The organism is Pseudomonas sp. GW456-L12 (assembly GCF_059424045.1).
The window spans coordinates 106398-128144 of sequence record NZ_JBWKZA010000007.1 but is presented as its reverse complement, the minus strand read 5'-3'; the positions used below and the strand labels follow the sequence as shown (position 1 = coordinate 128144).

Genomic DNA, 21747 nt, shown 5'->3' with positions numbered 1-21747 from the left:
AGCCCGGACAGGGTCCGGGCTTTTTCTGTTGCGCTACGGCTTATTCGGCAGCCGGTGCTGGCTTGCGGCGCTTGAGCGGCGCCATGCCGTCCTGGCTGACCAGGGCATCGCTTTTCGGCCGGTTGGCGGTCTTGCGCTTGGTCGGGGCCTTGGCCGCGGTTTTTTTCTTGTCGCCCTTGGCGTCGGTCTTTTTCTTCTTCACGCCCGCGGCCTTGCCGGAGGCCTTGACCTTCTTCGGCCCGCCGTAGGTGCCTTTGACTTCCTTGATGGTGCGACGCTCGAAGTTCTGCTTGAGGTAGCGCTCGATGCTCGACATCAGGTTCCAGTCGCCATGGCAGATCAGCGAAATGGCCAGGCCGTCGTTACCGGCACGCCCGGTACGGCCGATGCGGTGCACATACTCGTCGCCGCTGCGCGGCATGTCGAAGTTGATCACCAGGTCCAGGCCGTCGACGTCCAGGCCGCGGGCGGCGACGTCGGTGGCGACGAGGATTTTCACCCCACCCTGCTTCAGGCGGTCGATGGCCAGCTTGCGGTCCTTCTGGTCTTTCTCACCGTGCAGGACAAATGCCTTGTACTCCTGGGCCACCAGGCGGCCGTAGATGCGGTCGGCCATGGCGCGGGTGTTGGTGAAGACGATGGCCTTCTGGTAGGTCTCGTTGGCCAGCAGCCAGTTGACGATCTGCTCTTTGTGCTGGTTGTGGTCGGCGGTGATGATCTGCTGGCGGGTGGTGTCGTTCAGCTGGCTGACCGCGTTGAGCTGCAGGTGCTCAGGGTTGTTCAGGACCTTGGCGACCATCTCGCGCAGGCCCGAGCCGCCAGTGGTGGCGGAGAACAGCATAGTCTGCTGTCGGTTCGGGCACTCGTCCACCAGGCGCTGCACGTCGTCGGCAAAGCCCATGTCGAGCATGCGGTCGGCTTCGTCGAGGACCAGCACTTCCACTTCTTTCAAATCGAGGTTGCCGGCGTTCAGTTGCTCGATCAGGCGGCCCGGGGTGCCGATCAGGATGTCCGGCACCTTGCGCAGCATGGCGGCCTGGACCTTGAAGTCTTCGCCACCGGTGATCAGGCCGGCCTTGATGAAGGTGAACTGCGAGAAGCGTTCGACTTCCTTCAGGGTCTGCTGCGCCAGTTCGCGGGTCGGCAGCAGGATCAGGGTCTTGATGCTGACGCGGATCTTCGCCGGACCGATCAGGCGATTGAGAATCGGCAGGACGAACGCGGCGGTCTTGCCGCTGCCGGTCTGTGCCGTCACCCGCAGGTCACGCCCCTGGAGCGCGAGCGGAATGGCCGCTGCCTGCACAGGCGTTGGCTCGACAAATTTAAGCTCGGCCACGGCTTTGAGCAGGCGTTCGTGCAGGGCGAATTGGGAAAACACGGGTGCTACCTCGAAGATATGCAAAAAAACAGCTGCATAGGGTAACGGTTTCGGGCGCGAAGGCCGAGTTTCTTTCACGCAAACCACGGTAAACAATTGGTTTTTGTCAGCGATTTGTCCTTAACGGTAACTTTCGACGGCTTAAATGTTCTAATCGATCCGTCTCGTCTCATAGAGGAAGCTTCTGACCCCATGGATTTCAAACAGCTCTGGCTCAACGTTCAAGACCTCTGGGGGGCGCTCGATGAGCACCCGCTCCTGCATTCCAGCCTAGCCCTGGTCATCCTGCTGGTGGTGGCGCTGCTCGTCGGACGAGTGGCGCGCTACCTGATCCTGCACGCGGTCAAGCTGCTCGGCCGCCAGCCGTCCCTGCACTGGCTCAACGATCTGCGCCAGAACAAGGTGTTCCATCGCCTGGCGCAGATGACCCCGTCGCTGGTGGTCCAGTTCGGCCTGCACCTGGTGCCGGAGCTGAGCAAGACCAGCCTGGTGTTCCTCGGCAACCTGGCCCTGGCCTTCACTATCCTGTTCCAGGTGCTGGCCATCAGCGCCCTGCTCAACGCCCTGCTGGACATCTACGCGCGCACCGAACACGCTCGTACCCGTTCGATCAAGGGTTATGTGCAGTTGGCGAAGATGGTGCTGTTCGTGTTCGGCGCGATCATCATCGTCGCCACCCTGATCGACCGCTCGCCGCTGCTGCTGTTGTCCGGCCTGGGCGCCATGTCGGCGGTGATCCTGTTGGTCTACAAGGACACCCTGCTGTCGTTCGTCGCCAGCGTGCAGCTGACCAGCAACGACATGCTGCGAGTCGGCGACTGGATCGAAATGCCCCAGGTCGGCGCCGACGGCGATGTGGTGGATATCACCCTGCACACGGTCAAGGTGCAGAACTTCGACAAGACCATCGTCTCGATCCCCACCTGGCGCCTGATGTCCGAGTCGTTCAAGAACTGGCGCGGCATGCAGCAGTCCGGCGGCCGGCGGATCAAGCGCAGCCTGTACATCGACGCCAGCGGCGTGCGTTTCATCAACGATGAGGAAGAAGCGCGCCTGGGCAAGGTCCACCTGCTCACCGACTACATCAGTCGCAAGCAGGCCGAGCTCAAGAGCTGGAACGAAGCCCAGGGCAATGTCGCCGCCATGTCGGCCAACCGCCGCCGCATGACCAACCTGGGGACCTTCCGCGCCTATGCCCTGGCGTACCTCAAGAGTCATCCGGACATCCAGCCGAACATGACCTGCATGGTCCGCCAGATGCAGACCACCGCCCAGGGCATTCCGCTGGAAATCTACTGCTTCACCCGCACCACGGCGTGGACTGACTACGAGCGTATCCAGGGCGATATCTTCGATTACCTGCTGGCGGTGATGCCGGAGTTCGGCCTGAGCCTGTATCAACAGCCGAGCGGCAACGACCTGCGCGCTGGCCTGCTGCCGGCGGTGCTGGGCGCCAGCCATATCCCCGAGGCGGAAAAACGCGCGCTGTAATTCCCGCCTGATCGCCCCGTCCCCGGGGCGATCACCCTCTATCTGCCTATCTGCCTATCTGCCTATCTGCCTATCTGCCTATCTGTAGGAGCGAAGCTTGCTCGCGATAGCAATCTGGCAGGCAACGCAATATCAGGCCGCTGCGCGGATCGCGGGCAAGCCTCGCTCCTACAACCTACGGTGTGACAGTTTTCGTGCCACGACGGCTGATCCACACCGCCGCCAGAATCACCAGCGCCCCGAGGAGCAGGCGCCCCAGTTCTTCGTGCTGGTTCCAGATCAACAGGTTGATCAGCAGCCCCACCGGCACATGCAGGTTGTTCATCACCGCCAGGGTCGCGCCAGTGACCAGGCAGGCGCCCTTGTTCCACCAGTACAGCCCCAGCGCGGTGGACACCAGCCCGAGAAACAGCAACACCGCCCATTGCAACGGCGCTTCGGGCAGGAAGTCCGGCTTGCCGAACAACAGGAAAGCCGGCAACACCACCGCCAGCGCCCCCAGGTAGAAGTAGCCGAAACGCCGGTAATGCGGCAGGTCGCTCGGATGGCGCGCCACCAGGTGCTTGTACAGCACCTGCCCGGCGGCATAGGTGAAGTTGGCCAGTTGCAGCAGCAAGAAGCCCATGAAGAAGTCCGGGCTGATGCGGTCGTAGCGGATCACTGCCGCCCCGGCCACCGCCACCAGCGCCGCCAGCAGGCCCCAGGGGTTGAAGCGCCGGTTCAGCGCATCCTCGATCAGGGTCACGTGCAGTGGCGTGAGGATGGTGAACAGCAGCACCTCCGGCACCGTCAGCACACGGAAACTCAGGTACAGGCAGACGTAGGTCACGCCGAACTGCAAGGCGCCGATCAGCAGCATGCCGCGCATGAACGCCGGCTCCACCTGGCGCCAGCGGGTCAGCGGGATAAACACCAGCCCGGCCAGCAGCACCCGGACCAGCACCGCGAAGTAACTGTCGACATGCCCGGCCAGGTATTCGCCGATCAGGCTGAAGGAAAACGCCTGGATCAGCGTGACAAAAAGTAGATAGCCCATTGCTCGCCTCGTCTTGAAGAGGCGGCGACGATAGCGGTTTTGCCGCGCACAATAAAACACCTTACGTAGGAGCGGGGTTGATAAATCGTGGGCAAAAAAAAGCCCGATCTCGCAAAGCGTTCAATCGGGCGGGAGCACTCAGGAGCAACAAGTGCAAAGGGAGGTTCGATGCGCAAACAAACTTGAAGGGGAGCGCAGGGCCTACTAGACCACTGCGCGATTATCTGGCGATTAACGGATCAGGCGACCTGGGCCAGTTTGGCGTTGGCCTGGTTCAGGCCCTTCTCCTGGAAGTCGCCGCCCAGGTTCATACCTTCGGCGTGAATGAACTCGACGTCGTGGATCCCGATGAAGCCCATGACCTGGCGCAGGTAAGGTTCCTGGTGGTCCGCGGTGCTGCCGGCGTAGATGCCGCCACGGGCGGTCAGTACGTAAGCACGCTTGCCGTTGAGCAGGCCCTGGGGACCGGTTGCGGTGTACTTGAAGGTCACACCGGCACGCAGCACGTGGTCCAGCCAGGCTTTGAGGGTGCTCGGGATGGCGAAGTTGTACATCGGCGCGGCCATCACCAGCACGTCGGCGGCCAGCAGTTCGTCGGTCAGTTCGTTGGAGCGCTGCAGCGAGGCCTCTTCGATCTCGTTGCGCTGCCCGGCGGGTTTCATCCAGCCGCCCAGCAGGTTGCTGTCCAGGTGCGGCACCGGGGTTACCGCCAGGTCACGCACGGTGATCTGGTCGCCCGGGTGGGCCGCTTGCCATTGCTTGATGAAGGTCTGGGTCAGCTGACGGGAAACGGAATCCTGCTGACGGGCACTGCTTTCGATGATCAGAACGCGGGACATGGGATGTAGCCTCCATCGGGAATGCTGTAGGTCGATGGAGCGCAGATTAAACAGAGTCATATCGATGAAAAAGCGCAAATAACTGCTATAACCAATCAATAAATTCGTTTATAAGCGGAGCAGGTCGCGCACCCTGCTCCGCTTTGCGCTTATTTGGCGGTACAGGTCAGGTCGATGCGCAGCTTGATGATGCTGCGGTTGAACTTGGCCGTGGCGTTCTTGAACTTGCCGGCCGCCACTTCCACCTTGCGCGTGCGCGGGGCTTCGGGACCGTTGCGAAAGACCACCGTGCAGGCGGCGTCGGTGGTGCCGTAGTTGTTCACCTGGATCGAACCGATGTCGGCATCGGTGTCGTAGGCGGTGTAGTCGATGCTCACGCCTTCGAGGTGTTTCTTCACGTCGATGGGATAGGCGAACGCACTGAGCGGTAGCAGGGCCAGCAACACACAACAGAATTTTCTCATTCGGCAGTCTCCAATAAGGAGCGCCAGCTTAGGACAAGAGGAGCTCCTCATGAAAGCGCCCCGCGTTACCCTCGATCAATGGCGAACGCTGCAGGCCGTGGTCGACCACGGCGGCTTCGCCCAGGCGGCCGAAGCGCTGCACCGTTCGCAATCCTCTGTCAGTTACACCGTGGCGCGCATGCAGGACCAACTGGGCGTGCCGCTGCTGCGTATCGATGGGCGCAAGGCCGTGCTCACCGAAGCCGGCGGCGTGTTGCTGCGGCGCTCGCGGCAACTGGTGAAACAGGCCAGCCAGCTGGAAGACCTGGCCCACCACATGGAACAGGGCTGGGAAGCCGAAGTGCGCCTGGTGGTGGACGCCGCCTACCCCAGCGCCCGCCTGGTCCGCGCTCTGACCGCCTTCATGCCGCAAAGCCGTGGCTGCCGGGTGCGCCTGCGCGAAGAAGTGTTGTCCGGGGTCGAAGAGGTGCTGCTCGAAGGCGTGGCCGACCTGGCCATCAGTGGCTTCAATATCTCCGGCTACCTGGGCACGGAAATGAGCTCGGTGGAGTTCGTCGCCGTGGCCCACCCGGAACACGCCCTGCACCGCCTGAACCGCGAGCTGAATTTCCAGGACCTGGAAAGCCAGCTGCAGGTGGTGATCCGCGACTCCGGCCGCCAACAGCCGCGGGACGTCGGCTGGCTCGGCGCCGAACAGCGCTGGACCGTCGGCAGCCTGGCCACCGCCGCCACCTTCGTCGGCAGCGGCCTGGGCTTTGCCTGGCTGCCGCGGCATATAATCGAGCGCGAACTCCGGGAGGGCCTGCTCAAGGTGCTACCGTTGGACCAGGGCGGCAGCCGCCACCCGACCTTCTACCTGTACTCGAACAAGGACAAACCCCTGGGCCCGGCCACGCAGATCCTTGTCGAGCTGCTGCGCACCTTCGACACCGCGCCGCTGGACGCGCCGTTCGCCGCCCCGGAACAAGCCTGACCCCGTACTTGAACCCTCCACGCGCCTGAACAGGAATTCAGCCATGGCCTATTTCGAACACGAAGGATGCACCCTGCACTATGAGGAATACGGCCATGGCGAACCGCTGGTGCTGGTCCACGGGCTCGGCTCCAGCACCCGTGACTGGGAAAAGCAGATCGCCGAGCTGTCCGCCCGTTACCGCCTGATCCTGCCCGACGTGCGCGGCCATGGCCGCTCCGACAAACCTCGTGGGCCCTACAGCATCGCCGGTTTCAGCGCCGACCTCATCGCCCTGCTGGAGCACCTGAACCTGACGCAGGTGCATCTGGTGGGCCTGTCCATGGGCGGCATGATCGCCTTCCAGCTCGCGGTGGATCAGCCCGGGCTGCTGAAAAGCCTGTGCATCGTCAACAGCGCACCCGAGGTCAAGATCCGCAGCGCCAACGACGCCTGGCAATGGTTCAAGCGCTGGAGCCTGATGCGCCTGCTCAGCCTGGAAACCATCGGCATTGCCCTGGCCGGCAAATTGTTCCCCCTACCTGCGCAGGCCGAGCTGCGGCAAAAGATGGCCGAGCGCTGGGCAAAAAACGACAAACGTGCTTATCTCGCAAGCTTCGATGCCATCGTTGGCTGGGGGGTCCAGGAACGACTTTCGCAAGTCGCCTGTCCAACCCTGGTCATCAGCGCCGACCGTGACTACACCCCGGTCGCACTGAAAGAAAGTTATGTGAAACTGCTGCCCGACGGACGCCTGGTGGTGATCGCCGATTCGCGTCACGCCACGCCGCTGGACCAGCCGCAACGCTTCAACCAAACCCTGCTCGAGTTTTTAACCGCAGTCGACACCACCACCCAGGATCACTGACCCATGCTGAAAAAAATCGCCCTCGTCGCCGGCTCCGTTCTGTTCGCTGCCAACCTGATGGCCGCCCAACCGGCCAAGGCGCCTCACGTCCTGCTGGACACCAGCTTCGGCAAGATCGAAGTCGAACTGGACCCGGTCAAGGCCCCGATCTCCAGCAAGAACTTCCTCGACTACGTCGACAGTGGTTTCTACACCAACACCATCTTTCACCGGGTGATCCCGGGCTTCATGGTCCAGGGCGGCGGCTTCACCCCGCAGATGGTGCAGAAGGAAACCCGCGACCCGATCAAGAACGAAGCCAGCAACGGTCTGCATAACGTACGTGGCACCCTGTCGATGGCCCGCACCTCGAACCCGAACTCGGCCACCAGCCAGTTCTTCATCAACGTCGCCGACAACGCCTTCCTCGATCCGGGTCGCGATGCCGGTTACGCAGTGTTCGCCAAAGTGGTGAGCGGCATGGACGTGGTCGACCAGATCGTCAACTCGCAGACCACCACCAAACAAGGCATGCAGAACGTGCCGATCGACCCCGTGCTGATCAAGTCGGCCAAGCGCATCGACTAATGTGTCACCGGGAGTCCCGGCGCGGCGCTGACACAGCGCTGCGCCTGCTTACTGATAAGGAGAGCCCGCCACGCGGGCGTCAGATCCCATGCTCTATCGTCGTTTTGAACAGCTGATCGATATTTTCCGCGACGCTCCCACTGCCGCTCCCCCCAACCGCGTACTGCCCTTCTACCTCTACTACATCAAGCAGGTCTGGCCGAGCTTCGTCGCCCTGCTGGTGGTCGGCCTGTTCGTCGCGCTGATCGAAGTGTCGCTGTTCAGCTACCTGAGCACGATCATCGACCTGGCCCAGGGCACGCCGAATGTCGAGATCTTCAAGACCCACGGCCTCGAGCTGGCCTGGATGGCGGTGGTCGCGCTGATCTTCCGCCCGCTGTTCGTCGCCCTGCACGACCTGCTGGTGCACCAGACCATCAGCCCGGGCATGACCAGCCTGATTCGCTGGCAGAACCACAGCTATGTGCTCAAGCAGAGCCTGAACTTCTTCCAGAACGATTTCGCCGGGCGTATCGCCCAGCGCATCATGCAGACCGGCAACTCGCTGCGCGATTCGGCGGTGCAGGCGGTGGACGCGCTGTGGCACGTGCTGATCTATGCGGTCAGCGCCCTGGTGCTGTTCGCCGAGGCCGACTGGCACCTGATGATCCCGCTGCTGATCTGGATCGCCAGCTACATCGGCGCGCTCTGGTACTTCGTGCCGCGGGTCAAGGAACGCTCGGTGATTTCCTCGGACGCCAACTCCAAGCTGGTCGGCAGGATCGTCGACGGCTACACCAACATCACCACCCTCAAACTGTTCGCCCACACCCACTTCGAGCAGAACTACGCGCGCGAAGCCATCGGCGAACAGACCGAGAAAAGCCAGCTGGCCGGGCGCGTCATCACCAGCATGGACGTGGTGATCACCGCCATGAACGGCCTGCTGATCGTCTCCACCACGGGCCTGGCCCTATGGCTGTGGACCCAGTCGCTGATCTCGGTCGGCGCCATCGCCCTGGCCACCGGCCTGGTGATCCGCATCGTCAACATGTCCGGCTGGATCATGTGGGTGGTCAACGGCATCTTCGAGAACATCGGCATGGTCCAGGACGGCCTGCAGACCATCGCCCAGCCCATCAGCGTCAGCGACCGCGAGCAGGCGCCGCGCCTGGCAGTGGCCAGCGGCGAAGTGCGTTTCGAGCATGTGGATTTCCACTACGGGAAAAAGTCCGGGGTCATCAGCGACCTCAACCTGACCATCAAGCCCGGGGAAAAGATCGGCCTGATCGGCCCGTCCGGCGCCGGCAAGTCGACCCTGGTCAACCTGTTGCTGCGGCTCTACGACCTGGAGAGCGGACGCATCCTGATCGACAACCAGAACATCGCCGACGTGACCCAGGAAAGCCTGCGCGAACGGATCGGCATGATCACCCAGGACACCTCGCTGCTGCACCGCTCGATCCGCGACAACCTGCTGTACGGCAAGCCCGACGCCACCGATGAGGAACTCTGGGAAGCGGTGCGCAAGGCCCGTGCCGACGAGTTCATCCCGTTGCTTTCCGACGCCCAGGGCCGCACCGGCTTCGATGCCCACGTCGGTGAACGCGGGGTGAAACTCTCCGGCGGCCAGCGCCAGCGCATCGCCATTGCCCGGGTGCTGCTCAAGGACGCGCCGATCCTGATCATGGACGAGGCCACCTCGGCCCTGGACTCGGAAGTCGAGGCGGCGATCCAGGAAAGCCTGGAGACCCTGATGCAAGGCAAGACCGTGATCGCCATCGCCCACCGGCTCTCGACCATCGCCCGCATGGACCGCCTGGTGGTCCTGGAAAAAGGCCGCATCGCCGAGACCGGCAGCCATGCCGAGCTGCTGGCCCACGGCGGTTTGTATGCGCGCCTCTGGCAGCACCAGACCGGGGGGTTCGTCGGTATCGATTGACCTATAGCCCTGTAGCCGCTGCCGAGCCTGCGAGGCTGCGATAGGGTTCGCAGAACCCTCGACGCCCTCAGGGACACGTCCCCTTCGGGGCCGATCGCAGCCTTCGGCAGCGGCTACAAGGGGGGCGGCTACTTCAATCACTACCCGCCCATCGCAGGCTGCGCCAGCGGCTACAGAAAACGCCAGAGCCCCGTGAACAGGGCCCTGGCGTTTTTTTTTGCACTGGATTTGTAAAAAAAGCCTGCTGTACTGAGCCTAGGTTCTGGAGCAGGGCCTGTAGCCAGGCTGCACGGCTGCATAACGGCTTTATCGGATCGATAAGGAATAACTTCTATGTCGCTGTTCAAACGTTCAGTCACTGAGTTGTTAGGCACCTTCTGGCTGGTATTGGGTGGTTGCGGCAGCGCCGTACTGGCGGCCGCGTTTCCGGATGTCGGCATCGGCCTGCTCGGCGTGGCGCTGGCCTTCGGTCTTACCGTGCTGACGATGGCCTTCGCCATCGGCCATATCTCCGGCTGCCATCTCAACCCCGCGGTGTCCGTCGGCCTGGTGGTCGGCGGGCGTTTTCCGCTCAAGGAACTGCCCGCCTATGTCATCGCGCAAGTGATAGGCGGGGTGATCGCCGCGGCGCTGCTGTACTTCATCGCCAGCGGCAAGCCTGGCTTCGAGCTGGCCAGCGGGCTGGCCTCCAACGGCTATGGCGAACATTCGCCGGGGGGCTACTCACTGGCGGCGGGCTTTGTCAGCGAGCTGGTGATGACCGGGATGTTCGTGGTGATCATCCTCGGCGCCACCGATAAACGTGCGCCGGTGGGCTTCGCGCCGATCGCCATCGGCCTGGCGCTGACGCTAATCCACCTGATCTCGATTCCGGTGACCAACACCTCGGTCAACCCGGCGCGCAGCACCGGGCCAGCCTTGATCGTCGGTGGCTGGGCGATCCAACAACTGTGGCTGTTCTGGCTGGCGCCGATTCTCGGCGCGGTGGTCGGCGGTGGCCTCTATCGCTGGCTGGGCAAGGAAGACAGCTGACAGCAACCCCGAGGGTCACGCCTGCCGATACGGCAGCGCGGCCCTCGCCTCTTCGGCGTAAGCCAGCACGCCCACCCGCTCCTGCTGGAGAAAATCCTTCACCGCCGCTTTCAAGCCGGGGTGTCGCAGGTAGTGCCAGGACCGGGTAATCACCGGCTCGAACCCCCGAATCAACTTGTGCTCGCCCTGGGCCCCAGCGTCGAAACGCTGCACACCCTGGGCGATGGCGTAATCCATGCCCTGGTAGAAACAGGTTTCGAAATGCAGGCGATCGAATTCCGCCAGGCAGCCCCAGTAACGCCCGTAGAAACTGTCGCCACCGATCAGGCTGAAGGCCATGGCCACCGGCCTGGCGTTCTGCTTGGCCAGCACCACGCGAATGGCCTCGGGCATGCGCTCGGCCAGAAGGCTGAAAAAGGCCCGGGTCAGGTAGGGCGACTGGCGCCGCACCGCATAGGTATTGGCATAACAGGCGTAGACAAAATCCCACTGCGCTTCGCTGAGTTGCCGGCCTTCGAGCCACTCGAACTCGATGCCCTGCCCCGCCACCTGTTCGCGCTCCTTGCGCATCTGTTTGCGCTTGCGCGAGCTGAGGGTATCGAGAAAGTCCTGGAAGTCCCGATAGCCGCGGTTCTGCCAATGGAACTGGCAACCCAGGCGCTGCAACCAACCGGCTTGCCCAGCCAGGGCGGCATCGGTAAAGGCGTCGGTGAAGTTGATATGGGCGCTGGAAAGCCCTTCGATCTCCAGGTAACCGGGTAGGCTTTGCAGCAGTTCGAAGCCGTCTTCCAGGCTTGCCGCCAGCAGCCGCGCGCCGCTGACCGGGCTGAAGGGCACGGCGCTCAGCAGCTTGGGGTAATACTCGATGCCGGCCCGGGCGCAGGCGTCGGCCCAGCCATGGTCGAACACGTACTCGCCGTAGGAATGCCACTTGCGGTAGCTGGGCAGCGCCGCGATCAGGCGTCCGTCTTGCACATGCAGCAGATGCTCGGCCTGCCAGCCAGAATTCGGGCCGAGGCTGCCGCTGTCTTCCAGCGCGCTGAGAAAGGCGTGGCGCAGAAACGGCTGGCCGTCACTGAGCAAACCGTCCCATTGCTGCGGATCGACGGCGGCCAGGCTGGTCAAGGATTGCAACGGCATTGGGTTCCCCACAAGTGATGCCACGAACGCGCCGAGTATCGCCCATCACTGCCCCAGGTGCAGCAACAGGAAATCGATGAACGCCCGCGACTTGTGCGGCAGGTGCGAACTGTTGGGAAACACCACGTTCACCGACTGCGAAGGCAAGGCGTAGTCGGGCAGCAGGCGCACCAGCCGGCCGCTGGCCAGATCGTCCTCGACCACCCAGCCGGGCAGTACCGACACCCCCAGGGACGACAGGGTCATGGCGCGAATGGCGGTGGAGGAATTGGATTCGAAATGATTGGGCCCGCTGACTTCGACCTGGCCCCGTTGCGGGTGGCTCAGGGTCCAGTTGGTCGGCCCTTGCAGGTTGCTGTTGGCGATCCACGGCACGCTGTTCAGGTCCAGGGGCTCGACCACCGGATGGCGCACCAGAAAGTCCGGGCTGGCCACCAGGACGATGTCGTAGTCGGCCAGCTTGCGGCTCTTGAAAGCCGAGTCGGCAAGGTTGCCCAGGCGGATCACCAGGTCGAGTTTTTCCGCCACCAGATCATTCAACGAAGAGTTGAAGTTATAACAAAGACGGATCTCCGGATAACGTTCGGTGAACTTGGAAATGATCGGCAGTATATACCGCTCACCATATTCACTAGTTGAACTGAAACGCAACTTTCCAGAAATACGATTATGCCCATGCAGGACATTCTCGAAGGCATTGTCGATATCCGCGACAATCCCCTTGAACTCGTCATAAAAGTCCTGGCCTATTTCCGTCAGGGATATATTGCGGGTATTGCGGATCAACAGGGTCGCCGACAAAACTTCCTCGAGCGCCTTGACATGCAGGCTGGCCATGGCTTTGCTGATGCACAGGTAGTTGGCTGCCTTGGTATAGGAACCGAAATCGACAACCGCCAGGAATGTCTGGACGCGATTTAGATGCGTGTGCATGTTATATGCTCACCGTGTTGTAAATCATTGTCAAATTCCACCAAACAATGTTTCAAGTATAGGCGTATCGACACCCTCGGTCTATCGCTCCTATGATCCCGCCGCAAAAGGGAGATCATATGACTTATCGCTACAAAGTGGCTCTTATATTCCTCATCGGGTTCTTTATCGACTGTATAAACATATTCATGTCGGCCGTGGCTTTACCGAGTATTGCCCATGAGATGCACGTTTCGACTTCATCCGTGGCCTGGGTGGCCAATGCCTATATTCTCGGCCTGACCCTGATCATTCCGGTGAGCACCTGGCTGGCCGGACGTTTCGGCAGCCGCGAAACCCTCACCGCCTCGATGCTGGTGTTCAGCACCGCCGTATGGATGTGCGGGATGGCCGGCAGCTTCCATGAACTGGTGATCTGGCGTTTCGTCCAGGGCATCGGCGGCGGCCTGCTGATCCCGGTGGGCCAGGCCCTGACCTTCAACCTGTTCCAGGGCCCGCAGCGGGCCAAGATCTCCACCCTGGTGATGGCCGTCGCCCTGATCGCCCCGGCCATTTCGCCGACCATCGGCGGCGTGATCGTCGACAGCAGCTCCTGGCGCTGGGTGTTCCACAGCAACATTCCGTTCTCGCTGATCGCCGCCGCCCTGTCCTGGCTGTGGATCAAGGAAGCCCGGCCCGCCAGCCTGGCGCGCCCGGACATCAAGGGCCTGCTGCTGGTCAGCGCGGCCCTGGGCAGCCTGCTGATGGGCATGTCGCTGTACGGCGGCGACTACCCGCCGCTGGCCGCCCTGAGCTGCCTGATGCTGGGGGTCACCTGCGTGGTGCTGTATGTCCTGCACTACCGCCGCTGCGACAACGCCATCGTCGAGTTGAGCCTGCTCAAGAGCAAGAAGCTCAGCACCTCGATCTTCATCTATTACGCGATTCCCGGAGTGTTCACCGGGGTCAACCTGCTGAGCATCTTCTTCCTGCAGAACAGCCTGCACTTCAGCGCCCAGCTGACCGGCATGTTCATGATCCTCTACGCCAGCGGCGCCTTCATCGCCATGCTGGTCTGCGGCCGGGTCTACAACCGCTTCGGCGCCCGGCGCCTGTTCACCCTCGGCATGCTCCTGCACAGCGCCGGCATCGCCACCCTGTATCTGGTCGACAGCGCCGCCGACCTGCCGATCATCGTCATCGCCTACTGCCTGATGGGCATCGGCGGCGGCATCGGCGCCAATACCGCGCAAACCACTTCGCTGATGGATTTCGAAGGTGCCGATACCCACAAGGGCAGCGTGATCTGGAACATCAACCGGCAGATGTCCTTCAGCATCGGCGCCGCGCTGTTCCTGATGATCTACAACCTGCTGCTCGCCCGCCTGGCGTCTACCCCGGCCTATCACCTGACCTTCGTCATCGCGGCGGTGATGGGTCTGTTACCCCTGTTGCAGATGAGCAACCTGACCACGCAAAAGGAATGTCATGCACAACACAATCGTTGAACAGGCCAAACACAGCATCCATGCGGTCCACGACCTGATCCACGCGGTCTTCACCGACCAGGACGGCAACGGCGCCGCCGCCATCGACCGCCTGCTGCCGGCCTTCGCCGAGCACTTCAGCATGGTCACCACCGCAGGCGCCATCGTCAGCCGCGAGCAGGTCGAACAGATGTTCCGCGGCGCCGTCGGTGCCCGCCCCGGCCTGGAAATCCTCGTCAGCGACCTGCACACCGTGTGGCACGAAGGCCACAGCGCGGCGATCCGCTACAAGGAAACCCATCGCCTGGACCAGAAGGAAACCTCGCGCCTCTCGGTGGTGGTGATCCGCATCCATGAGCACTCGGCCCAGTGGCTGTACCTGCATGAAACACCGTTAAGCTGACAGCGAGTCACCCCATGAATTACCAGATCACCCAGTGCCTGATGCTCTCGCCAAGCATCAAGGAAATCACTCTGGCGCCTCTTGTGCCGGCCCCCTGCGAGACCACCGCCGGGGCCCACTTCAAATGGTGGATTCCCACGCTCGAGCAATGGCGTCACTACTCCCGGGTCGAACTGGCCGAACATGAGCTGCCCCAGGGCAGCCTGGTGTTCGCCATCCGCCTGAACCCCGACTCGCCCAGCAGCGCTTATATCCGCCAACTGAGCGTTGGCGATCAGGTACGGCTCGACGGCCCGTTCAATGCCTTCGACTACCAACTGGACGACAGCGACGGCGCCGACATCGCCCTCGCTGGCGGCATCGGCATCACCCCGTTGACCGGCATCCTCAGCCATCTGCGAGCCCGGCAGCGCCCGGCGCAGCTGCACTATTTCGCCAAGAGCGCGGGCGACGCCGCCTATGCCACGCAGATGCGCGAGCTGTTGCAGGACAGCCTGAGCCTGCACTGCTCCGACTCGGCCGAAGGGCGCCCGTCGGTGGCCGCGGTGCTGGGCCAGTTGCAACCCCGGGACCGCCTGTACGTCTGTGGCCCGCAAGCCATGCTCAACGACGTGTTCAGCCATGCCCAAAGCCTGGGTTTTCCCCGCGAGCGCATCCACTTCGAAGTCTTCAACACCTGCCTGGCCGAGGATGACCCCGGCTTCGCCGTGCACGCCGCGGACTCCGGCGTCGACCTGCGGGTGCAGCCCGGCCAGTCCCTGCTCGACGCCCTCGAAGAGGCCGGCCTGGAGCCGCTCTACGACTGCCGTCGCGGCGAATGCGGGGTGTGCGAGCTGGACGTGCTGGAAGGTGAAGTCGATCACCGCGACTTCATCATGAGTCCGCAGCAGGCCGCCTGCAGCAACAAGATCTACCCCTGCGTATCCCGGGCCAAAAGCCCAAGCCTGAAACTGGTCATCTAAAGAGAGAACCTCGTTGGACAACTACTTCAACGGCAAGGAAGTGCATCGCACGCTGTTCCTTGATCCGTCGCTCTTCGAGCGAGAACAACAACAGGTATTCGCCGCCAGCTGGTGCTACCTGGGCCATGAAAGCCTGGTCCCGGAAACCGGCGACTTCTTCACCGGCGAGATCGCCGGACAACCGCTGGCCATGGTCCGGCAGAAAAACGGCGAGATCGTCGTGCTGCACAACCGCTGCCCGCACAAGGGCGTGAAAGTGCTGGCCGAGCCGCAAGGCAATGTCGGCCGGTTCATCCGCTGCCCGTACCACGCCTGGACCTTCAAGACCGACGGCCAGCTGCTGAGCATTCCGGTGAAAAAGGAATACGACGACTGCGACCTCAGCAGCTGCGCCGCCCACAAGGGCATGCAGCCGGTGGCCGCGGTGGAGAACTACCGGGGCTTCGTGTTCGTGCGCCTCAAGGAGCAAGGTGTTGGCTTCAGCGAGTTCTTCGGCGACTCGCTGTCGACCCTGGACAACATGGTCATGCGCTCGCCCCAGGGACAGTTGCGCGCCATCGGCCAGCCCTTGCTGCACCGCCATCGCTGCAACTGGAAGATGGTGGTCGACAACCAGACTGACACCTGCCACCCGATGGTCGCCCACGAATCCTCGGCCGGCGAAGCTATTCGCTTGTGGAAGGAAACCGGGCACGACGGCCAGCCGCCGATGGCTGTCGAGCTGTTCTCGCCGTTCATGGCGTCCTACGAGTTCTTCAGCGCCATGGGCATCCGCACCTGGCCCAACGGCCATGGCCACACTGGCGTCAGCAACTCGATCCACAAGGCCTATTCGAGCATTCCCGGTTACTGGGAGCTGATGGTCGAGAGCTACGGCGAAACCCAGGCCGCGGCGATCCTCGACGACACCCGGCACAACACCGTGTATTTCCCCAACCTGATGGTCAAGGGACCGATCCAGACCCTGCGGGTGATCCGCCCGATCTCGGCCAGCGAAACCGTGGTCGAGTCGTGGATCTTCGAGCTGGTGGGCGCGCCCGTGCAGTTGCTGGAAAGAACCGTGCAGTACAACAACCTGATCAACTCGCCATGCTCGATGGTCGCCCACGACGACGTGGAGATGTACGAGCGGGCCATGGACGGGCTGCGCAGCCAGGCCAACGACTGGGTGAATGTCGCCCGCCTGTTCGAACCGGGCGAAGCCTTTGAGCAGACCCAGGTGGTGTCCGGCACCAGCGAACGGGCCATGCGCAACTTCTACAACACCTGGCAGCAACTGATGCAGGCCCCAGACGGATCGACCGCCCATGGATAACTCGCCCCTCGAACAGCTGATCTACCAAGAGATCGCGCTTCTCGACCAACAGGATTTCGACGCCTGGCAACAACTGCTGTGCGACGACTTCCACTACTGGATTCCCCTGCGCCACGACCAACCCTGCCCGTTGCGCGAATCCTCGCTGCTGTATGAGGACCGCTTCCTCACCACCTTGCGCATCAACCGCCTGGCCAGTGCCCGCAACTTCTCGCAGCAGCCCAAGAGCCGCGGCCTGCACATTGCCCAAAGGCCAACGATCAGCCTCGATGCGGATGGCCTGAGTGCCCATTGCCGGACCCCCATGCTGTATTGCGAAGCCCGGGGCGACAGCGAATGGCATTACCCGGTGACCGTGGAACACCAACTGCTGTGCCTCGCCGGCCAGTGGAAAATCCAGCGCAAGAAAGTCCTCCTGCTCAACCCTTCCCGCGCGTTTGAAAGCCTGCAGCTCATCATCTGATTTCCGAGACCCTTACCTGTGAACTCCTCCCACTCCGGTTTCGAAGAAACCCAAGGCACCCGCTCGTTCCCCAACATCGACCTGTTGTACGACTATGGGCAATTCCTGCGCCGTGCCACCCAGGCCATCGGTCACCTGCCGCCGGCGATCGCCGACAAGCACGTCGGTATCGTCGGCGCCGGCCTCAGCGGCCTGATCGCGGCCTATGAACTGCTGCGCGCCGGCGCCACCCGCATCACCCTGTTCGAAGCCTCGAAAGACCACCTTGGCGGGCGCTTCCTGACCCAGTGCTTCGACGAAACACAACCGCAGTTCATCGCCGAGATGGGCGCCATGCGCTTCCCGCCGAGCGAAGTCGGCCTGTTCCATTACCTGGACCGTTTCGGCATCGGCACCACCGAGGCCTTCCCCGACCCCGGCGTGGTCGACACCGAAATCCACTACCGCGGCGAAACCCACCACTGGCCGGCCGGGGAAAACCCGCCGCCGATCTTCAACACCGTGCACCGGGGCTGGAACGCCTTCCTCAAAGAAGGCGTGCGCCTGGACGACGGCACCTTCCTGGCGCCGCCGCTGCTGCTCACCGATCTGCTGGAAAAACAGCAATACGCCGAAGTGCAGCCGGAGTGGCAACGCTACCTGGACTGCTTTGGCGACCACTCCTTCTACTCGGCCATGGTGCAAATCTTCACCTCGAAAAACCCGCCGGGCGGCAAGCGCTGGCGCAAGCCGGAAGACTTCCACCTGTTCGGTTCCCTGGGCATCGGCTCGGGTGGGTTCCAGTCGGTGTACCGGGCCTCGTTCACCGAGATCCTGCGGCTGGTGATCAACGCCTTCGAAGTCAACCAGCGGCTGGTGCCCAACGGCATTTCCACCCTCTGGGAGCGAATCGCCGACGAGGAATTCCACGGCATCGCCCTGCGCGACCGGATCTGCCGCACCCGCATCGAATCCATCAGCAAGGGCGCCGACGGGCAGATCCTGCTGCAAGGCTGCAACGGTGAAACCTATGGCTGCGACCGGGTGATCACCACCGCCACCACCCGCGCCCTGCAAGTGAACATGCGCCTCACCCAGGCCGAGCAGTTCGTCAATCGCGATGTGGCCCGGGCGATCAACGAAACCCATATGGTCGGCTCGTCCAAGCTGTTCATCCTGACCCGCGACAAGTTCTGGCTCAAACATGGCCTGGCGCAGAACATCCAGACCGACACCCTGGTCAAGGGCGTCTACTGCCTGGACTACGCCCCGCAGGACCCGGACTCCTGGGGCGTGGTGCTGATCAGTTACACCTGGGAAGACGACTCGCACAAAATGGTTTCGATGACCGACAAGGTCCAGCGCTGCAAGCGCCTGGTGGACGAACTGGCGATGAGCGCGCCGCAGTTCGCTAGCCACCTGGTGCCGCTGGACGGCGACTACCAGCGTTACGTACTGGAATACGACTGGCTCACCGACAAGCAGGCCCTGGGCGCCTTCAAGCTGAACTTCCCCGGCGACGATCTGTACTCCCAGCGCCTGTTCTATCAGTTCAAGACCGCCCTCGACCCGCAGCAGGACACCGGCCTGTACCTGGCCGGCTGCGGCAGCTCGTTTACCGGCGGCTGGGCCGAAGGCGCGGTACAGACCGCCCTGAACGGTGCCTGCGCGGTGATCGCCAGCCTCGGCGGCGAACTGCTCGAAGGCAACCCGCTGTTCGATCTGCAATCGCACTTCCGCTATTGCTGAGCCCAGGCCCCTACCGACTTTCGTTGAGACTTTTTCATGTACAGCCAGCTTTCGATCGAAGCGCTCGTTGACGGGTTTCGCCAGGGCAGCCTCTGCCTGGATTCCTGGCACCGCGCGCTGCTCGAGCAATACGCCGACGCCGGGCACCTGAACAGCTTCATCAGCTTCGCCGCGCAGGCGTTCAGCGGCGACACCGGCACGCCAGAGCAGCGCCAGGCGCCGCTCTACGGCATCCCGGTTTCGTTCAAGGACAACATCAATGTCAGTGGCCTGGCGACCACCGCCGGCACCCCCGGCCTGGCCGACTACCACCCGGCCGCGGACGCCGGCATCGTCCAGCGCTTCAGGGCGCTGGGCGCGCGGGTCGCCGGCAAGAACAACATGCACGAACTGTCGTTCGGCGTGACCTCGGCCAACCTGAGCTACGGCGCGGTGGTCAACCCGCACCACCTGCAACACAGCGCCGGTGGCAGCAGCGGTGGTTGTGCCGCGGCCGTGGCCGCCGGCCTGGTGCCCTGCGCGGTGGGCACCGACACCGGCGGCTCGGTGCGGATTCCCGCGGCCTTCTGCGGCGTGGTGGGCTTCCGGCCGAGCACTGGGGTCTACCCTGGCGACGGCATCGTCCCGGTGTCCCAGACCAAGGACTCACCGGGCCTGCTGACCCGCAGCCTGGAAGACGCGCTGTTCGTCCATCGGCATCTGACCGGTGCGTCCTGCGCCGCGCCGACCGAGCCCAAACGCCTGCGCATCGGCATTCCCCAGCGGTTCTTCTGGTCCGAGCTGGAGACCAAGGTGCACAGCGATTGCCGCGCGGCGATCGATAGCCTGGCCGATCAGGGCGTGGAAATGGTGCCGGTGGACGACCGCCTGATCGGCGAGATCAACGAAAGCATCCAGTTCCCGCTGCCGATCTTCGAGTTCTTCATCGACTTCCCGCGCTTCCTGCTGAAGGCTGGCTGTGGCGAGCGGTTCCTCGAGATCCTGGCGCAGATCCGCGACCCGCAGATCAAGAAGACCCTGATGGCGCAGTTGGAGAGCCCGGCCATTTCCTACGAGGACTACGTGCAGGCCTTGATGAGCAAGATCCGCCTGGATCGCGAATACGCCGGGCTGTTCCAGCAGCACCGGCTGGACCTGATCGCCTACCCGACCGTCAGCTGCACCGCGCCGCTGCTGAGCGACAGCGGCGCCCAGGAGCATTTCGAGCGTTTCGTGCGCAACACCGACCCGGCCAGCAACCTGGCGGCGCCGAGTGTCAGCGTGCCGGTGGCCGAGCCGGGCAGCCTGCCGGTCGGGCTGTCGTTCGACGCCTTGCCCGGGCAGGACCACCGGCTGCTACAGATGGCGCAGCAACTGAGCCGCCTGCTGGCTCTGCGTTGAATCGCCGCCCGGGTGCGCGGGAGCCGGCCTGCCGGTATTCCGCACACCCGAGGCGCCCCCTCGCTACCTCCAATAACAATTTCATTGCAGGCCTTGCCATGCGCGGTACGTCCATCGCTTCATCCCCTTCAACCTCCCACTGCACGGTCGCCGAACGCCGGCCTTCGGTCATCGGCGGCGCCATGATCATCGGCGGCACCATTGTCGGAGCGGGCATGTTCTCGCTGCCAGTGATGATGTCGGGCCTGTGGTTCCAAGGTTCCCTCGCGGTGCTGGCGCTGTCGTGGTTCTGCACCCTGCACTCGGGGCTGATGATCCTCGAAGCCAACCTCAACTACCGGCCGGGGGCGAGTTTCTCGACCATCACCCGCGACCTGATCGGCCGGCGCTGGAGCCTGTTCAACGGCGCCACCCTGGTGTTCGTCCTGTACATCCTGACCTATGCCTATATCTCGGCCAGCGGCTCGGTGATCCGTCACACCGCCCACACCCTGGGCCTGGAGATTTCCTCGCGCAACGGCGGCCTGCTGTTCGCCCTGGCGGTGGCCCTGGTGGTCTGGCTCAGCACCGCGGCGGTCAGCCGCATCACCACCCTGGTGTTCGGCGCCAAGATCCTCGCCTTCTTCCTGACCTTCGGTGGCCTGCTCGGCCATGTGCAGCCACAGGTTTTGCTCGATCGCGGCAACCCGCAACCGGACTACCTGCCCTATCTGTTCATGACCCTGCCGTTCTGCCTGACCTCCTTCGGCTTTCACGGCAACGTGCCGAGCCTGATGAAGCACTACGGCAAGGACCCGCAGCGCATCCGCAACTGCCTGCTGATCGGCACCCTGATCGCCCTGGTCCTGTACACGGTGTGGATGCTCTGCACCATGGGCACCCTGCCCCGCGAGCAGTTCAAGGACATCGCCCGCCAGGGCGGCACCATCGATGTGCTGATCAGCGCCCTGGGCAGCATGCTCGACAGCGCCCGGGTCGACCTGCTGCTGACCCTGTTCTCCAACTTTGCCGTGGCCTGTTCGTTCCTCGGCGTCACCCTGGGGTTGTTCGACTATATCGCCGACTCCCTGGGCTTCGACGACAGCCCCCAAGGCCGCCTGAAAAGCGCGCTGGCCACCTTCGCCCCGCCGATCGGTTGCGCGCTGATCTGGCCGGAAGGCTTCATCCTCGCCATCGGTTTTGCCGGCCTGGCGGCGACCGTCTGGGCGGTGATCACCCCGGCCCTGCTCGCCCACGCCTCGCGCAAACGCTTCGCCAGCCCGCTGTACCGGGTCTGGGGCGGCACGCCGATGATCGTCCTGGTGCTGCTGTTCGGCCTGGCCAACGCCCTGGCGCATGTGCTGTTCAGTTTCGATTGGCTGCCGGTCTGGCGCTAGGACGCTGGCAAGAAATGACTGCGCGGCAAAAAA

The 21747-nt window shown here is 63.2% G+C and carries 20 protein-coding genes; 14 read left to right on the top strand and 6 right to left on the bottom strand.

The window, feature by feature from the left end; genetic code table 11:
- Positions 1–40 precede the first annotated feature (40 nt).
- Positions 41–1378, bottom strand: coding sequence for a DEAD/DEAH box helicase (locus AC07Y9_RS11510; protein WP_007920640.1), 1338 nt, complete (start codon positions 1376–1378; stop codon positions 41–43).
- Positions 1379–1570: 192 nt separating this feature from the next.
- On the opposite strand from AC07Y9_RS11510, the gene AC07Y9_RS11505 reads away from it, so the two are divergent.
- Entirely contained in the window at positions 1571–2869 is a 1299-nt protein-coding gene (locus AC07Y9_RS11505; RefSeq protein ID WP_038581308.1) for a mechanosensitive ion channel family protein, read from the top strand.
- A gap of 175 nt (positions 2870–3044) precedes the next feature.
- On the opposite strand, the gene AC07Y9_RS11500 is transcribed toward AC07Y9_RS11505, so the two are convergent.
- The 3 genes from AC07Y9_RS11500 to AC07Y9_RS11490 form a co-directional block, all read right to left on the bottom strand.
- Positions 3045–3905, bottom strand: coding sequence for a carboxylate/amino acid/amine transporter (locus AC07Y9_RS11500; protein WP_087088994.1), 861 nt, complete (start codon positions 3903–3905; stop codon positions 3045–3047).
- A 239-nt stretch (positions 3906–4144) separates the two neighbouring features.
- On the bottom strand, positions 4145–4744 hold the full coding sequence (locus AC07Y9_RS11495) for an FMN-dependent NADH-azoreductase (protein ID WP_053260036.1): 600 nt from the start codon (positions 4742–4744) through the stop codon (positions 4145–4147).
- Positions 4745–4893: 149 nt separating this feature from the next.
- Positions 4894–5208 (bottom strand): hypothetical protein, encoded by a 315-nt coding sequence (locus AC07Y9_RS11490; protein ID WP_007920629.1) that lies wholly within the window; start codon positions 5206–5208, stop codon positions 4894–4896.
- Between the two features lie 49 nt (positions 5209–5257).
- Here AC07Y9_RS11490 and AC07Y9_RS11485 point away from each other — a divergent pair, with 49 nt between their 5' ends.
- From AC07Y9_RS11485 to aqpZ, 5 genes are all read left to right on the top strand, one after another.
- Positions 5258–6181: a PA3225 family LysR-type transcriptional regulator gene (locus AC07Y9_RS11485; protein ID WP_053260035.1), complete on the top strand. Its 924-nt coding sequence runs from the start codon at positions 5258–5260 to the stop codon at positions 6179–6181.
- Positions 6182–6224: 43 nt separating this feature from the next.
- Complete coding sequence (locus AC07Y9_RS11480; RefSeq protein WP_102679207.1) at positions 6225–7028, top strand: alpha/beta fold hydrolase; 804 nt, start codon at positions 6225–6227, stop codon at positions 7026–7028.
- 3 nt (positions 7029–7031) lie between these two features.
- Positions 7032–7595, top strand: a complete 564-nt coding sequence (locus AC07Y9_RS11475) for a peptidylprolyl isomerase A (protein WP_007920626.1) — start codon at positions 7032–7034, stop codon at positions 7593–7595.
- Positions 7596–7683: 88 nt separating this feature from the next.
- Positions 7684–9516, top strand: coding sequence for an ABC transporter ATP-binding protein (locus AC07Y9_RS11470; protein ID WP_102679208.1), 1833 nt, complete (start codon positions 7684–7686; stop codon positions 9514–9516).
- Between the two features lie 333 nt (positions 9517–9849).
- Positions 9850–10548 (top strand): aquaporin Z, encoded by a 699-nt coding sequence (gene aqpZ, locus AC07Y9_RS11465; RefSeq protein ID WP_007920624.1) that lies wholly within the window; start codon positions 9850–9852, stop codon positions 10546–10548.
- Between the two features lie 15 nt (positions 10549–10563).
- On the opposite strand, the gene AC07Y9_RS11460 is transcribed toward aqpZ, so the two are convergent.
- Together AC07Y9_RS11460 and AC07Y9_RS11455 are read right to left on the bottom strand one after the other, a co-directional pair.
- The gene (locus tag AC07Y9_RS11460; protein ID WP_102679209.1) at positions 10564–11688 is read right to left on the bottom strand and encodes a GNAT family N-acetyltransferase; all 1125 of its coding nucleotides are present in this window, start codon (positions 11686–11688) and stop codon (positions 10564–10566) included.
- A 45-nt stretch (positions 11689–11733) separates the two neighbouring features.
- Positions 11734–12621: a LysR family transcriptional regulator gene (locus AC07Y9_RS11455; RefSeq protein WP_102679210.1), complete on the bottom strand. Its 888-nt coding sequence runs from the start codon at positions 12619–12621 to the stop codon at positions 11734–11736.
- A 119-nt stretch (positions 12622–12740) separates the two neighbouring features.
- Between AC07Y9_RS11455 and AC07Y9_RS11450 the strand changes: the two genes are divergently transcribed.
- From AC07Y9_RS11450 to mtr, 8 genes are all read left to right on the top strand, one after another.
- The gene (locus AC07Y9_RS11450; protein WP_007920621.1) at positions 12741–14108 is read left to right on the top strand and encodes an MFS transporter; all 1368 of its coding nucleotides are present in this window, start codon (positions 12741–12743) and stop codon (positions 14106–14108) included.
- Positions 14089–14490 (top strand): hypothetical protein, encoded by a 402-nt coding sequence (locus tag AC07Y9_RS11445; protein ID WP_007920620.1) that lies wholly within the window; start codon positions 14089–14091, stop codon positions 14488–14490. The genes AC07Y9_RS11450 and AC07Y9_RS11445 overlap by 20 nt, the downstream gene beginning before the upstream one ends.
- A 14-nt stretch (positions 14491–14504) precedes the next feature.
- Positions 14505–15452: a flavin reductase family protein gene (locus AC07Y9_RS11440; RefSeq protein WP_102679211.1), complete on the top strand. Its 948-nt coding sequence runs from the start codon at positions 14505–14507 to the stop codon at positions 15450–15452.
- 13 nt (positions 15453–15465) lie between these two features.
- The gene (locus AC07Y9_RS11435; RefSeq protein WP_087089003.1) at positions 15466–16767 is read left to right on the top strand and encodes an aromatic ring-hydroxylating dioxygenase subunit alpha; all 1302 of its coding nucleotides are present in this window, start codon (positions 15466–15468) and stop codon (positions 16765–16767) included.
- Positions 16760–17230 carry an aromatic-ring-hydroxylating dioxygenase subunit beta gene (locus AC07Y9_RS11430; RefSeq protein ID WP_009042645.1) on the top strand — a complete coding sequence of 157 codons (471 nt, stop codon included), beginning with the start codon at positions 16760–16762 and terminating at the stop codon, positions 17228–17230. The genes AC07Y9_RS11435 and AC07Y9_RS11430 overlap by 8 nt, the downstream gene beginning before the upstream one ends.
- 18 nt (positions 17231–17248) lie before the next feature.
- Positions 17249–18958, top strand: a complete 1710-nt coding sequence (locus AC07Y9_RS11425) for an NAD(P)/FAD-dependent oxidoreductase (RefSeq protein ID WP_087089005.1) — start codon at positions 17249–17251, stop codon at positions 18956–18958.
- Positions 18959–18994: 36 nt separating this feature from the next.
- Entirely contained in the window at positions 18995–20338 is a 1344-nt protein-coding gene (locus tag AC07Y9_RS11420; RefSeq protein ID WP_102679212.1) for an amidase family protein, read from the top strand.
- Positions 20339–20436: 98 nt separating this feature from the next.
- A complete protein-coding gene (gene mtr, locus AC07Y9_RS11415; protein WP_102679213.1) occupies positions 20437–21714 on the top strand; it encodes a tryptophan permease in 1278 nt (425 codons plus the stop codon).
- Positions 21715–21747 lie beyond the last annotated feature (33 nt).

What these genes read in the sequence shown, in the direction of transcription:
- AC07Y9_RS11445 (WP_007920620.1), top strand. Translation starts at nt 14,089, where the DNA reads ATGCACAACACAATCGTTGAACAGGCCAAACACAGCATCCATGCGGTC.
- AC07Y9_RS11490 (WP_007920629.1), bottom strand. Translation starts at nt 5,208, where the DNA reads ATGAGAAAATTCTGTTGTGTGTTGCTGGCCCTGCTACCGCTCAGTGCG.
- AC07Y9_RS11480 (WP_102679207.1), top strand. Translation starts at nt 6,225, where the DNA reads ATGGCCTATTTCGAACACGAAGGATGCACCCTGCACTATGAGGAATAC.
- AC07Y9_RS11500 (WP_087088994.1), bottom strand. Translation starts at nt 3,905, where the DNA reads ATGGGCTATCTACTTTTTGTCACGCTGATCCAGGCGTTTTCCTTCAGC.
- AC07Y9_RS11440 (WP_102679211.1), top strand. Translation starts at nt 14,505, where the DNA reads ATGAATTACCAGATCACCCAGTGCCTGATGCTCTCGCCAAGCATCAAG.
- AC07Y9_RS11460 (WP_102679209.1), bottom strand. Translation starts at nt 11,688, where the DNA reads ATGCCGTTGCAATCCTTGACCAGCCTGGCCGCCGTCGATCCGCAGCAA.
- AC07Y9_RS11470 (WP_102679208.1), top strand. Translation starts at nt 7,684, where the DNA reads ATGCTCTATCGTCGTTTTGAACAGCTGATCGATATTTTCCGCGACGCT.
- aqpZ (WP_007920624.1), top strand. Translation starts at nt 9,850, where the DNA reads ATGTCGCTGTTCAAACGTTCAGTCACTGAGTTGTTAGGCACCTTCTGG.
- AC07Y9_RS11475 (WP_007920626.1), top strand. Translation starts at nt 7,032, where the DNA reads ATGCTGAAAAAAATCGCCCTCGTCGCCGGCTCCGTTCTGTTCGCTGCC.
- AC07Y9_RS11450 (WP_007920621.1), top strand. Translation starts at nt 12,741, where the DNA reads ATGACTTATCGCTACAAAGTGGCTCTTATATTCCTCATCGGGTTCTTT.
- AC07Y9_RS11420 (WP_102679212.1), top strand. Translation starts at nt 18,995, where the DNA reads ATGTACAGCCAGCTTTCGATCGAAGCGCTCGTTGACGGGTTTCGCCAG.
- AC07Y9_RS11485 (WP_053260035.1), top strand. Translation starts at nt 5,258, where the DNA reads ATGAAAGCGCCCCGCGTTACCCTCGATCAATGGCGAACGCTGCAGGCC.
- AC07Y9_RS11455 (WP_102679210.1), bottom strand. Translation starts at nt 12,621, where the DNA reads ATGCACACGCATCTAAATCGCGTCCAGACATTCCTGGCGGTTGTCGAT.
- AC07Y9_RS11495 (WP_053260036.1), bottom strand. Translation starts at nt 4,744, where the DNA reads ATGTCCCGCGTTCTGATCATCGAAAGCAGTGCCCGTCAGCAGGATTCC.
- AC07Y9_RS11430 (WP_009042645.1), top strand. Translation starts at nt 16,760, where the DNA reads ATGGATAACTCGCCCCTCGAACAGCTGATCTACCAAGAGATCGCGCTT.
- AC07Y9_RS11505 (WP_038581308.1), top strand. Translation starts at nt 1,571, where the DNA reads ATGGATTTCAAACAGCTCTGGCTCAACGTTCAAGACCTCTGGGGGGCG.
- mtr (WP_102679213.1), top strand. Translation starts at nt 20,437, where the DNA reads ATGCGCGGTACGTCCATCGCTTCATCCCCTTCAACCTCCCACTGCACG.